The organism is Maribacter litopenaei, assembly GCF_025244665.1.
Lineage (GTDB): Bacteria > Bacteroidota > Bacteroidia > Flavobacteriales > Flavobacteriaceae > Maribacter > Maribacter litopenaei.
Map to the genome: position 1 here is coordinate 91,285 of NZ_CP104205.1, position 13,890 is coordinate 105,174.

The following is a 13,890-nucleotide window of genomic DNA, read 5'->3' on the forward strand; positions in this document are numbered from 1 at the left end:
CGAAATGGAGTTTATGGTCAATGGTGAAGTTATGAATGTGAAGGCGGGAAGTTCTGTTGATATTCCGCCAAATACGTTGCACACTTTCGCCAACAGAAGTGAGAATACCTGTAAATGGATAAACATACATAGCCCTAAAGGCTTTAGGGATTTTTTTGAACAATTGGGAGTTCCTGAAAATGAAGAAAATGCAGTTGAAAAGTCGGTTGCGCCTGAAATCATCAATAAGGTCATGGCTACTGCAGCTGATTATGATATGATTATTAAAATTTAGGGTAGAAGGTTTTAGGCAAAAAGATTTTATTTGACTTTTTCGTTAGCAAACAGATAAAACCATTTGTTACTTTAATCCTATTTATCAAATGAGATAAAGCATATGTGAAATTCGAAGTGTATTGTAGATTAAAAATTTAGGAGAACACGTTCCAGCCTATCAAAATTTTCTTCATTTTTGGGCTCGGCAAAGGGCCGTATTTTATCGCATTCCTCAACAGTTTTAAAAATCATCCGAAATGATATCTCGCTTTTTGAATCGGAGATTTCTTTAAACCCCAATTCCATATCGAACAAGGGTTGGGAAATCCTTTTCCATCTCACAAGTTCATTCGGCTTTATAATTTCAAAGACAGAGGCATTCTCATAGTTACCTTTTTCGGGGCCGTGCATGGTCAGAATCCAATTACCGCCAGGTTTTAGGTCAAATTCATGAATGGTGTTGGTAAACCTATGGGATCCCCACCAATTTTTTAGGATTGACGGCTCCGCGAATGCATTATATACTTTGGCTACGGGAAAATTTAAAATTCTTGAACTAAAAATTTCTAGATCGGAGGATGGGTTCATGGTATTTTATAGAATTTTAATTGATGCCGATGGCGTTACGGGTTCGCTATGATTAGTTGCGGACTTTTCTTTTAGGCTGAGCGTAGCCGAAGCCAGGGAAATGTCCGTCTGACCCTAAAGATAATTGATTGCAGGAATTTCCAAAATAGGCAAGAACAAGCAATTATTGATGGCCATTGTTGTACTTAATTTTTATTTTCAAAATCGCCATCCTTTTCTAAGTGTTTTTTTCTTAAACTTTCTGCGTATTGAATAAAAGAGCCGTCAAAAAATTGTTTATTAGGACTTTTTAAAAGTGCTCCAAAGCCAGGAGTTAGTACCATTCCATCAACTAATGATTTTCTAGATTCCCAACTTTTTTTACTCAACATTTTGTTTTCGTTCTGTAAAAATAGATTTTCAACGTGCCTTATTTCCGCAGCAAACAAGTGAAAACCATAATTATGTTCTTCTTCGGTCAAGGCATCTGGATTCGTTCGGAAAGTTGAAATTATTCTAGATGATTCCTTTGAAGAACCTAAACTTAGAAGTATATGAATATCTAGGGCCGCAATCTCATGAAAAGTTGAAGCTTGTGTTGCTTTCGTATTACTTCTTATTTGTAACCCAACAAAGATCAATGAAATAATAACAGCAAGGGCTGATATGATTTCAGCAATCAAAGCATATTCTTCAAGTATTTCTTTCATAATTATCTTCTTTGGTTCTATTATTAAAAATTCAACATGATAATTTGCTTGGGGTAATTTTTCCCATTTTCTGAAATTAAGCATGACGGCTTTGTATAAAATCCGTTTTAATGGTTTTTATACCTTGTTGGCATTTGTTTCATTTATTTTTATCCCGAAATATCCATTAATTACATAAAGGAACATTACAAGCAGCATTGCTTTTTGAGCTGTTGCTGGATCAATTATATTCAAAAATCCAGCTGTAAAAGAGAGAAAGGCTAGTGTTGCTAATATCAAGGCAGAAACCTTTAACCAATTATTTAAAACACGAGAGTTCCAATGCAAGATTATAAATCCTGCTAAGCTTACCATCATCCCGAAATTTACCATTTGATGCGCGCCCTTACCAATTAATGAACTAAATTCATAAGTAGCATTTGGCGTGATGCCAATACTAACTGGCATGGCCATGGCAAAAAACAATTGACCTACACCAATAATTATAAATCCTGGATTTTTTGAGTATTTGGAAAAAAGAAATGATGAAATTGATAACAAGGTTGTCATCATTAATTCGGCTTTCCATTGATAATCATAGATTCCCCAGTTTTTTATAATAAAATCAAATCTCTCTTGTCCACCAGTTGGTGCATCTTTTAAGATGACGATGTAGAAAAAGCCTATTACTAATAAATAGAAGGAGGCAATTGTCCATAAATATTTAGCTAATTTCATTATAGTTCATGATTTTAAATAAATGCCTAAGGTTTTGTACCATTAATTGCGGACTTTTCATGCTAGCTGAGCGAAGCCGAAGCCAGGAAAATGTCCGGGAGAAATCGGGCCCTGTTAATGGTTGATTGGTTTAAATTTAGTTAGAATAAAGAAATGAATTATATCCAGTGTTGTACAGCGTTTTTATTTTATTCCACAATAAACTTCTCATAATTTTCGCGGATATATTCGATTTGTAAACTTTCCCAACTTTCAAAATCATAATATTCTACGTCCAAATTGTCAAAATCGGGATTCCGTTTATTTTTAAATTCCGAATCCTGTTTTTTGAAAATCTCAATCGCCTTTTCAGTCAGAGTTGCGAAATTTTTTGCGCCAATTCTTGTAAATCCGTTGACAGCTTCTTTTCCGTATTCAAGTCCGTTGTTCAGAAAGAATTGGTCGAATCCACCATTTTTTACTTCCGAATCTAATGTCCAAATAACCAAAAAATCAGAAAGTGCTTTATCCGCTATGTCAAGACTTTCTCCGAAAGTGCCAAAATATAGTTCACAGGCTTTATCATAAATCAGTTCAACTAACTCTTGGTCGGTCGAATTTTTCAGTTCCGCTATTCCATATTTTACTTTTCGAATCATTTTGTTAAATGCTGTACAACAATTGTATATGTGTACAATTACACATATTTCTTTTATATCTGTAATATAAACTAATTCCCCGTAAAGTTGATCAGCTCCCTACGGTAGGCGGTCAATAATTTGGATTTGGACACAAAGCCCATGTACTTCCCGTCCTTGACCACCGGAAGGTTCCACGCCCCACTATCCTGAAATTTTTGCATGATGGCCTGCATATTGTCCTGGTCATAAAAAATGATTTCAGGGGGCTTTTGCATAAAGGTGATGGCCTTGGTGCTTTTATAAAGCGCCGTATCGAACATAAACTCCCGTATATCGTCCAAAAGAATAATGCCCACCAGAGCTTCATGGGCATCCACTACAGGAAAGATATTTCGGGTGGATTTCGCCACGGATTCATGCAACATTTCGCCCAAGGTCATGTGCTGGTTGACCGTTTTAAAATTCATTTCGATGAGGTCGTCCAGTTGCATAAGGGTAAGTACGGCCTTGTCCTTGTTATGGGTAAGCAAGTCGCCTCGTTCGGCCAGTTCCCGGGTATAAATGTTGTAGTCGATGGTGTTTTTGGTAATCAGATAGGAAATGGAGGCGGTAATCATCAAGGGCACAAAAAGGCCATAGCCACCTGTAATCTCCGCGATAAGGAATATAGCCGTTAAAGGGGCGTGTAACACCCCGGAAATCAACCCTGCCATACCGATCAGCGTAAAATTACTTTCGGAGACGGAGAAGCCCAATCCCGGATTATTGATGACCTTGGCCACTACATTGCCCAAAGCACTGCCCATGACCATGGTAGGGATGAAGATTCCACCTGCCCCACCGGCCGCCAAGGTCGTGGTCATGGCCACTGCCTTGAATATCGTAATGCCGAACAATAGGGCGATGACCACCCGGATATTGTCCATAAAGGCATCGAACGGGGTTTTTCCCAAAGCCTGGATATGATCCCCTATGAGCAGGCTGTTGATAAAGCTAAAACCTTCCCCATAGAGCGGGGGAATCATATATAGCATGATGCCTATGGCCAACCCACCCACCGAAGTCGGTATTTGGGGCTTTTAAGGGGTTTGAACAAGTTCAGGATACCAAAATACATTTTGGTAAAGTAAATGGAAGCTACCGCCGTTCCTACACCCAAAACGATGTAGAACAACGTGTCCTTGACCTCAAAGGCACGTGAAATATTAAAAGTGAACAAGACCTCGTTGCCCAAAAAGAAGTAGGAGGTAAGCACCCCGAAATAGAGGCCAACAAAAGGGGCAACATGGAAATCATGGTGAGATCCATGCTAAAGACTTCCACGGCGAAAATGATGGCCGCGATGGGCGATTGAAAGATCGAGGCAATGGCGCCTGCCGAGGCACAGGCAATCAAAAGGGAGCGTGTTTTGGCACTGATGTGGAACAAACGGCCCAAGTTGGAACTTATGGCGGCCCCCGAAGCTACGGCTGGCCCCAATAGCCCAACCGAACCCCCAAAACCGACGGTCAACGGGGCGGCCACCAGTTGCGTCAAAATCTGTTTTCGGTCAATAATCCCCTTCTTTTTGGAAAGGGAGAAGAGGATGGAGGATACGGCATGTTTCAAGCGTTCCTTATGTACAAACTTTACATACAGGTAGACCAAGGTCAACCCGATGATGGGCAGTATAAAATACAATTGGTTACTGGAGAAAATGATACCGCGTTCCAGGGAGGCCTCAATAAAATAGGTAATGTTTTTAAGGGTTACCGACGCCGGACCTGCCAGCAGACCGACAATTACACTAAGGATATAGATGAACGTTTTCTCGGAAATATTTTTGTACCTCCAAATGAGCAAACGCTTTAAGAATGATTTGTTTTGGGTTGGCATTCCTGAAAAACTTCATTTAAAGGTATATAAAAATCCCGCTTCTAAAAGCGGGATTTTTTATTTCCTAAATATCGAGTTTCAAATGAAGTTCCTCCAACTGTTCCGCATCGATAGGGGCGGGGGCATCTATCATAACATCCCTACCGCTATTGTTTTTGGGAAATGCGATAAAATCGCGAATCGTTTCCTGCCCGCCCAAGATGGCTACCAATCGGTCCAAGCCAAAGGCAATTCCGCCATGGGGCGGAGCACCGTACTGGAAGGCATCCATCAGGAACCCGAACTGGGCCTTGGCCTCCTCTCGGGGTAAATCCTAAATGCTTGAACATGATGGATTGCGTCTCCTTGTCATGGATACGAATCGAGCCTCCACCTATTTCGTTCCCGTTCAACACCAAATCATAGGCATTGGCACGAACCGCTCCCGGATCAGTATCCAACAATTCTAATTGACCGGGTTTAGGTGAGGTAAACGGGTGGTGCATGGCATGATAATGTCCAGTTTCCTCATCCAATTCCAATAGCGGGAAATCGACTACCCACAACGGTGCAAATTCGTCCGGTTTCCGTAGTCCCAAACGTTGGGCCAGTTCCATACGCAAGGCACTCAATTGGGCCCTTACCCTATTGGTTTCCCCGGAAAGTACGCAAATCAAATCCCCTGGTTTGGCGCCGGTCACTTCGGCCCATTTGGCAAGGTCCTCCTGGTCGTAAAACTTATCTACAGAGGATTTGTAGCTACCATCCTCATTGCAACGGCTGTACACCATGCCCAGGGCACCCACTTGTGGTCGTTTGACCCAGTCAATGAGTTGGTCTACTTCCTTTCCGGTATAGGCGTTTCCACCGGGTACCGCGATACCCACCACCAATTCTGCATTATTGAATACATTAAAGTCTTTATGTTGGGCGACCTCGTTCAATTCCCCGAATTCCATTCCAAAACGGATATCCGGCTTATCATTACCATATTTCTTCATGGCCTCGTCAAAGGTCATCCTAGGGAATTTGTCAACTTCCACCCCGTTGATTTCCTTTAAAAGATACATCGTCAGCCCTTCAAAGACATTCAAAATATCTTCCTGCTCCACAAAGGCCATTTCACAATCTATTTGGGTGAATTCACGGTTGTCTATCGGCCCTTAGATCTTCGTCCCTAAAACACTTTACGATCCGGAAATACTTATCCATACCACCCACCATCAGCAATTGCTTAAAGGTTTGGGGGGATTGGGGAAGGGCGTAGAACTGGCCTTCGTTCATTCGGCTAGGGACGCACAAAATCGCGGGCACCTTCTCGGGGTAGATTTGATCAAATAAGGGGTCTCTACCTCTATGAAACCTTGTTTCGACAAATAATTCCTCACCTCCATGGTTACTTTACTCCTAAAGATAAGGTTGTTTTTTACGGGATTTCGGCGAATGTCCAGGTATCGGTATTTCATACGTAGGTCCTCACCACCATCGGTGTCGTTCTCAATGGTAAACGGGGGAGTTTTGGACGTATTTAGCACTACAAGCTCTTTTACCAATACTTCAATGGACCCCGTAGGTATTTTATCGTTTTTTGAAGCTCTTTCTATTACGGTGCCCTTCACCTGAATAACGAACTCCCTGCCAAGGTTTCGCGCATTTTCCAAAAGTTCGGAAGAAGTGCGATCCTCATCAAATACCAATTGGGTAATCCCGTATCGGTCACGTAAATCTACCCAAACCACAAATCCCTTGTCGCGCGTCTTGTGTACCCATCCGGACAGAACGATATCGGTATTAATATGTGAATCCCTTAATTCCCCGCAGGTATGGCTTCTATACATAGTACTTATATTATAAAAAGAAAGGGCAAATTTAAGAAGTATCGTTCGATTAGAAATCTATTTATAGAATACCTTTTTCAAAATGTAAGGGAAGGTATAATTGTTAAAGTTAACAATGTAAAATACTAAAAAACAGTTAATTAAGCTTTCAATGTAAATTTAATGTTAAGTAAACGTTACCTAAATATTGATTTATGGTAAGATAATTCTATATTTGTAACGTTAATGTTATGTCGAAGGTACTTAATTAAAAAGTATATACTATGAAACGTTTACTGATAATCGCAATTTTAGCATTTTCCTTTGGTGTAAATGCACAACAGATAGCTCCCAAGTTTGAAAAAGTAGGGGAAAAGGTGAAAGCGACCTATTTTCATGCCAATGGAGAAATTTCGCAACAAGGTTTTTTCCTAAATGAAAAATTACAGGGAGAGTGGACTATGTTCGATACCAAGGGTGAAAAGATTGCCATGGGTAACTATGATAAAGGTGTTAAAACCGGTAAATGGTTGTTCGGGAAGGCGATATCGTAAAAGAGGTCAATTTTGATAATAACAGGATTGCCAGCGTAGAAAAAATGGATGCAAAGGAATCCGTCGTGACGAACTAGTGATTTCTTCTAAAAAATATAAAGCCCGATACAACTGTATCGGGCTTTTTTTGTTGTGTGCTATTTGTAGCACTATTGCGAAATCAATGCACTTTCGTTTTTAACTTCTGCGGAACGAAGTCCCCTTAGCTTGATCTTGATTCTATATACGATGTTGAACAACACCGGTACAATGATCAAGGTCAAGAAGGTAGCGACCAATAGTCCAAATATTACCGTCCAAGCCAAGGAATCGCGAACACTACGTTGTCCCCCCCAATATAGATATGTGGGTTAAACTCTGAGAAAAGGGCAAAGAAATCAATATTCAATCCTATGGCCAATGGAATTAAACCTAACACGGTTGTAATGGCCGTTAGGATTACCGGACGCAATCGAGCCTTTCCACCTCTTACAATGGCCTCTGTGGCCTCAGATAGGGTCAATAAATCTTTATCATCCATTCCCAATTTCACCTTTTTTCGGTCTACCAAAATCTGGGTATAATCCAGCAGCACCACCCCATTGTTCACCACGATACCCGCCAGGGAAATAATTCCCATCATCGTCATCATAATCACAAAGGACTACCCGGTAATCATCAATCCACCAAATACCCCGATAAAGCTTAGGAAAATAGCGATCATAATGATCAAGGGTTTGGAAATTCCGCCAAATTGAAAGATAAGAATCAACATAATAAGGCCTAAACCGGAGAAAAAGGCCCCGATCAAGAACATTTGCTGCTTGTTCTGTTCCTCGATTTCACCCGTATAGTCCACCTTTATGTTATCCGGCATACCTTCAAACTGCTTCATTTCGTCTTGGATCTGGGCCACGATGGCCGCTGCATTGCCTCCGGCCTTTAATCCGAGTATACAGTTACTACTCGGTTTCCATCCCGGTGTTTTATGGCACTGAATCCGGAGGTATTGGTTTCCTTAGCCACGGCAGATATGGGGATCTCTTTGATCCGGCCACTGGCTGGATCTCTAAAAATGATATTCTGGTTGAACAAGGCACTTTTATTATACCTCAAATCCTCATTAAACCGTACGTTGATGTCATAATCCTCCCCATCCTCTTTAAAAACCCCTGCTTTTTCGCCGAAAAGGGAACGACGTAATTGGTTACCAACCTGACCTACGGCCACACCCAATTCTCCCGCTTTTTCGCGGTCTACATTTACCCGCATGGCAGGTTTACTTTTGTTGACATCTATTTTCAATTCCTCGATGCCCTCAATGTTCTTGGTATTTAAGAAGTTGCGTATGTCCTCTGCCGTATTTATCAGTTGGTCATAATCCCTTCCTTCCAATTCAATATTGATAGGTGGACCTGCTGGCGGTCCGTTCGCCTCTTTTTCAACGGATATGGCTACCCCGGGATAGATTCCGGCCACGGCCTCCTGTACCCTGGCACGTATGTCCTCGGTATTCACTCCGTCACGGTATTTGAACTCCGCAAAGTTTACGGTCACTTTTCCCTTGTGTGGCATTTCTGCAGATGAACCACCGTCGGTCAATGGATTTCCGGCACCTTCACCCACCACCGATACGGCCGAGGTAACAATGAAGTTCTCCCCGTTCTTTTTATAGGCCGGGTCGTCCATGAGTCCGTATACCTGTTTTTCTACCTCCTTGGTAATCTCATTGGTCTTTTCAATAGCGGTACCTTCCGGATATTCTATATAGACATAAATCTCGTTCGGGATATTGTCCGGGAAGAACTCTACTTTGGTTCGTCCGGTACCCAAGGACGCCCCAAAGAGCATGAATACGGCAATCAATAAAAGAAAAGTCAAACCAAAATACCAATATACGTTTCTACCTTTTAAGGCATGCACCAAGCGTCTTTCATACCAATCCTCAAAACGGGACATGGTCCTCTTTTGAAAACGTATCGCCGCTCCCTTAATGACATATTTGTATACCCAAAACATGATAGCAGTAAGAATCATCACAGATCCCAACCCGCGCATGGCTCCACCAAAAATCAATATTAAGGCACCAAGGCCTCCCAAAATGATGCTCAGGCGGATCAATTGCTTCCTTGTAAGCTCCTTTTCGCTGGTATTCATGAATTGGGAAACCAACATGGAGTTCATGAAAATGGCCACCAATAGGGAAGACCCCAATACAACGGAAAGCGTAATAGGGAAATATTTCATAAACTGCCCAAAGATACCCGGCCATAAGCCCGGAGGAACAAAGGCCGCTACGGTGGTAGCCGTAGAAATGATAATAGGATACGCTATTTCTCCAATACCCTTTTTGGCCGCTTCTATTTTGGGCATGCCCTCGTCCATAAGGCGGTACACGTTTTCCACAACTACAATACCGTTATCCACCAACATACCAAGACCCATGATCATACCAAACAGGATCATGGTATTGAGCGTATATCCCAATGTAGAAAGAATCATAAAGGACATGAACATGGACATAGGGATGGCAAATCCAACAAAAAGAGCATTCCTAAATCCTAGGAAAAACATCAATACCGTTACTACCAGGATAATCCCGAAGATGATATTGTTTACCAAATCGTCCACTTGATTTAAGGTTCTCGTAGAAGAGTCGTTGGCGATGGATATGTGCAAATCGGCAGGAAAGTAGTTGGCCTGCTCCTGTTTTACGATTTCCTTGATCTTGTCCGCTGCGGAAATGGCATTTCTACCAGCACGTTTCTTCACGTCCAACATCACCACATTGTCACCAAATTCCCTTGCATACGTAGTTTTGTCCTTCTCCTCAAAAGTGACTTCGGCAATATCCTTCAGGTAGACTGCTCCATTTTCGGATTTTACCACGAAATTGTTGAGGTCGCTAGGGTTTTCAATTTCACCCAAGACCCTAATAGTTCTCCGCTGTCCGCTAGCCTTTAAGTTTCCAGCAGAAATGGTCATATTACCGTTTCCGATAGCGTTCAACACATCTTGAAAGCTAATCTTGGCGGCCATCATTTTATAAATATCCACGGCAACCTCCACTTCTTTTTCCTGGGCGCCACGGATGTCCGCTTTTTTGATTTCACGGAAGGTCCTCTATTTCATCCTGCAGGTATTCCGCGAATTCCTTTAACCGCTCTACTGGATAATCCCCTGTAAAGTTGATGTTCATGATGGGTACTTCCTCGGAAAAGTTCAGGTCGAACACATTGGGTTCCACTTTGGCCCCGTTAAAGGTTGGCCAATCCTCACTGGCCTTTTCAGAATCTACTTCATCCTTTACGTTCTGTTTGGCCTGCTCTACGGTAATCTCCTCGTCAAACTCTACCGTAATGATGGCATAGTCCTCTTGGGAGGTGGAAATAATTTCGACGACATTACTCACGTTTCTGAGACGGTCCTCCAGTGGGTCCGTTATCAATCGTTCAATATCCTCAGCGGTATTTCCGGGGTAGGGGGTACTGATGTATACTTTGGTTTCCACAATCTCTCGGAAAGTCCTCCCTTGGCATGGCCATATAGGCAGAAAAGCCCAACCATAGGAATATGGCAATCATTACATAGATGACCGATGGATTGTCAATGGCCCACGAGGATAGCTTAAACTCCTTGTCGGCGTTTTTCTTTACTTTATCGCTCATGGAAATTTACTTTTGAATTTTTACTTTTTGACCATCCTTCACGCTACGGGCACCTTCCTTGATTACCTGGTTGCCTGCTTCCGGACCGGATAAAACCTCTACCAGGGCCCCTTGTGTTTTACCAATGGTGATTATGGTTCTTTCTACTACGGCTTCATTTTCAGGATCGGGTTCCCCGGCCACAAATACATATTGCTCACCTTCCGCATTTTCGGAAATGATACTCGATGGAATCAAGATGGCATCTTCGCTTGTGTAATCGTTAAGATTTACTTTAGCGGTGAGGTTCGGTTTTATTTGTCCGTCCTTGTTGGGAACCGGTATTTCTACGCTAAAAGATCTATTGGCCGGATTGATGAAGTTTCCGGTTTCCCTAATTTTTGTTTGGATGCTATCGCCCAACACAGGGAAATATACCAAGGCCTCTTTTCCTTTAGAAATAGAGCCCGGATAGGTTTCAGGTACATCTACTTCAATGTACATATCGGATAGGTTTACAATCCTGAACACCTCGGAACCGGGACCTGGGGAAACCACTGTTCCCTGATCTTTAATGACATCATCTATGATACCGGAAAAAGGGGCTCTGATGTTGGTTTTTCCCAGTTGGCTGCGGGCCTGTTTTACGGCATCTTGTCTAGCTTCGAACTCTGCCTTTGCGGAGAGGTACTCGATTTCCGAACCTATTTGTTGCTCCCAAAGTCTTTTTCTTCTTTCAAAGGTAGTTTCGGCTAGTTCCGCCTGCGTTTTTAGCTGGGAAAGTTGACTTCCCATACCACCATCATCTATAGTTGCCAAAAGTTGTCCTTTGGTGACCCGTTGTCCTTCTTTGACATATACCTTTTGTAAAGTTCCGGACATCTCAGGGTAAATCAGTACATTTTGTTTGGTACTTACGTCGCCTTGAAGTTCCAAATAGTGGTTAAATATCCGGGGATTTACGGTAATCGTATTGACCAGCGGAAGTTTTTCTGCCGTACCGAATTTTGAAATGGCGGAATCCAATTGGGACAATTGACTTTCCAACTCTTTTTGCTGGCTGACTATTTCGTTCTTCTTCGCTCTTAGTGCCTCTACATCCCCACTTTCGATCAACCCGTAAACGGATTGATTATCACCTACGCAGGATAGGAGACCCAAAGGAATGGCTAAGAATAGTAATTTTCTCATAATTGTATATTTAATTGATTGATTGCTTAGGATTGTTCGTTTAAAATGATTTCCAGTTCTGTTTTTTTGTTAATGACATCTACCATGTATTGTAGATATTCTTGTTGTGCGGTATACAATTGTGTCTGTGCCTGTCGTAGTTCAAAACTACTGGCGAGACCTTCCGTATACTTTATTTGATTTTTGTTCTCTATGCGCTCGGCAAGTGCCGATTCTCCTTGGAGGTCCGGTATTGTTCAATGGCCAAAACATAATTGCTTTTGGCGTTTTCCAATTGCAAGCGTATCTGTTGCTCCGCTTCGGTCAATTGGGTCTTTGCCTTTTCCATGGCGATTTTGGCCCTTTGGGTACTGGCACTTCTTTTCAATGAGCTGAAAATGGGAATACTAAGGTCCAGCACCAAAGGAAGAAAACTCAAAATAATCCTGTCCACGGTCAAAAAATGTAAACTCGTTCCCAAAAGAAAGAGCTCCATAGCTTACAAAACCATTTAGGGTTGGAAGGGCCCTGCTCTTGGCCAATTTCCATTCAAAATAACGCTGCTCATTAAGGTTGAGGGCGATTTTGTAGTCCACGTTGTTTTCAAGATTCAAATCGGATTCCATGATTTCAAGGTCGATTTGTTCTTGGGTAAGGTTTTCCAAATTATCTTTTAGTTGGGTTGGGGCATCCAAATCCAATCCCATGACCACGTTCAGCATTTGAAGTGTTATTTCCTCTAAGCGAATGGCGTTCTTAAGCTGGTTTTCTATGGAAGAAAGGGTAATCTTTAACTGGTCTACACTTTCTTCGTCACTAAGTCCGTTTTCAAAAAGCTTGGTAGTCTCATAAAGGTTTTTGTCCAAGGTTACCTTGTTTCTATTTAAAATTGCAACGCTTTCTTTTGCCGAAGGACATTTCCATACGATTCAACCACTGCTTTCCTTACATCCTGCGAGGTTTTTTCATTATTGTTGGCACTATATCGAAGAAAAGCCTTAGTGGCTTGGACTCCAACTATATAAGATCCATCAAAAATTTTCTGACGTAGGGTAGCAGAGGCATTGACCTGTTGGGGTTGCCCAAAAACCACTTCTACGAAAGTCCCAGGTTCACCCCCTGCTATTTCACCTGGTAACTGGATCACCTGTTGGATCAATTGATTTTGATAGCTAACGGCCCCTGAAATCTGAGGTAGCCCGTCCGCAATGGTCTCCCATTTTTGTTTTCGGGCATCGATAAGGTCCCTATCCGCATTGATAGCACTATAATTATTTTCCAGTGCGAAGGCAATGGCCTCGTCTAATGTAAAGCTATAGGTTTCTTCCTGCGCATGGCCAAATAGAACTGCCATGAACATACATAAAGTGATTAGTTGATTGCGCATTTATTGTTGATTTGAATTGATGATTTCGTTTAACTTTTGACGGCCTTCGGGAGATACAATGCCCCTTAGGTGATACTCCAAATAGGTTTCCATTAAAAAGATGGGGGAAAAACGATCCAATGGAAACATGTTTTGGTCCTTGATACTGTTCATTCCGGCAAAGTAGATGCGTGAGATAAATTCAACATCTAAATTCGGTCTGTAGAGCCCCAATTCCATACCACGCTCAATATTGGAAGTGACACAAAGCTGCATCATGTCAAATTGCATATCCTTTAGTTTACCGTGTATTTTGGGATAATATTTCATTAATTGATACTGCGGAGAGGACTTTTCGTCCTTTAAATGGCTCAGGACATATTTTTTTATTTCAAAAAGTTCCTCGATGGGGTCTTTTTCCGGAGCCGTAATTTGATTGATGCCATCACTCATCGTACAGAATTTGCCCATAACACAGTCTTCCACCAAAGCGGTTTTGTTACTGTATTCTGAATAAATGGTTTTTTTGGATATTCCCATGGTGTTCGCAATATCATCCATGGTAACGCTCTTAAAACCGAAGTTTAAGAACATATCTGTCGCCTTTTCTCGTATCTTATTTTTCATAATGGGC

Annotated in this window: 8 protein-coding genes and 4 pseudogenes; 2 read left to right on the forward strand and 10 right to left on the reverse strand. The window is 41.9% G+C overall.

Features of this window, described 5'->3' with window-relative positions:
- Positions 1–4: 4 nt before the first annotated feature.
- Positions 5–274: a cupin domain-containing protein gene (locus tag NYZ99_RS00495; RefSeq protein WP_260575302.1), complete on the forward strand. Its 270-nt coding sequence runs from the start codon at positions 5–7 to the stop codon at positions 272–274.
- A gap of 128 nt (positions 275–402) precedes the next feature.
- On the opposite strand, the gene NYZ99_RS00500 is transcribed toward NYZ99_RS00495, so the two are convergent.
- The 6 genes and pseudogenes from NYZ99_RS00500 to aspS form a co-directional block, all read right to left on the reverse strand.
- Entirely contained in the window at positions 403–843 is a 441-nt protein-coding gene (locus NYZ99_RS00500; protein WP_260573008.1) for an SRPBCC domain-containing protein, read from the reverse strand.
- Positions 844–1,028: 185 nt separating this feature from the next.
- Positions 1,029–1,616 carry a hypothetical protein gene (locus NYZ99_RS00505; protein ID WP_260573009.1) on the reverse strand — a complete coding sequence of 196 codons (588 nt, stop codon included), beginning with the start codon at positions 1,614–1,616 and terminating at the stop codon, positions 1,029–1,031.
- Between the two features lie 33 nt (positions 1,617–1,649).
- Positions 1,650–2,249, reverse strand: a complete 600-nt coding sequence (locus tag NYZ99_RS00510; protein WP_260573010.1) for a hypothetical protein — start codon at positions 2,247–2,249, stop codon at positions 1,650–1,652.
- 188 nt (positions 2,250–2,437) lie between these two features.
- Positions 2,438–2,887: a DMP19 family protein gene (locus NYZ99_RS00515; RefSeq protein WP_260573011.1), complete on the reverse strand. Its 450-nt coding sequence runs from the start codon at positions 2,885–2,887 to the stop codon at positions 2,438–2,440.
- A gap of 71 nt (positions 2,888–2,958) precedes the next feature.
- Positions 2,959–4,744: pseudogene (locus NYZ99_RS00520) on the reverse strand (chloride channel protein).
- 64 nt (positions 4,745–4,808) lie between these two features.
- Positions 4,809–6,561: pseudogene (gene aspS, locus NYZ99_RS22625) on the reverse strand (aspartate--tRNA ligase).
- A 263-nt stretch (positions 6,562–6,824) separates the two neighbouring features.
- On the opposite strand from aspS, the gene NYZ99_RS00545 reads away from it, so the two are divergent.
- Complete coding sequence (locus tag NYZ99_RS00545) at positions 6,825–7,094, forward strand: toxin-antitoxin system YwqK family antitoxin (RefSeq protein WP_260573015.1); 270 nt, start codon at positions 6,825–6,827, stop codon at positions 7,092–7,094.
- Between the two features lie 149 nt (positions 7,095–7,243).
- On the opposite strand, the pseudogene NYZ99_RS00550 reads toward NYZ99_RS00545, so the two are convergent.
- From NYZ99_RS00550 to NYZ99_RS00565, 4 genes and pseudogenes are all read right to left on the reverse strand, one after another.
- Positions 7,244–10,741 (reverse strand): annotated as a pseudogene (locus tag NYZ99_RS00550) (efflux RND transporter permease subunit).
- A 6-nt stretch (positions 10,742–10,747) separates the two neighbouring features.
- Positions 10,748–11,911, reverse strand: a complete 1,164-nt coding sequence (locus tag NYZ99_RS00555) for an efflux RND transporter periplasmic adaptor subunit (protein WP_260573016.1) — start codon at positions 11,909–11,911, stop codon at positions 10,748–10,750.
- A gap of 26 nt (positions 11,912–11,937) precedes the next feature.
- A pseudogene (locus NYZ99_RS00560) lies at positions 11,938–13,277 on the reverse strand (TolC family protein).
- Positions 13,278–13,883, reverse strand: coding sequence for a TetR/AcrR family transcriptional regulator (locus NYZ99_RS00565; RefSeq protein ID WP_260573017.1), 606 nt, complete (start codon positions 13,881–13,883; stop codon positions 13,278–13,280).
- Positions 13,884–13,890: the final 7 nt, after the last annotated feature.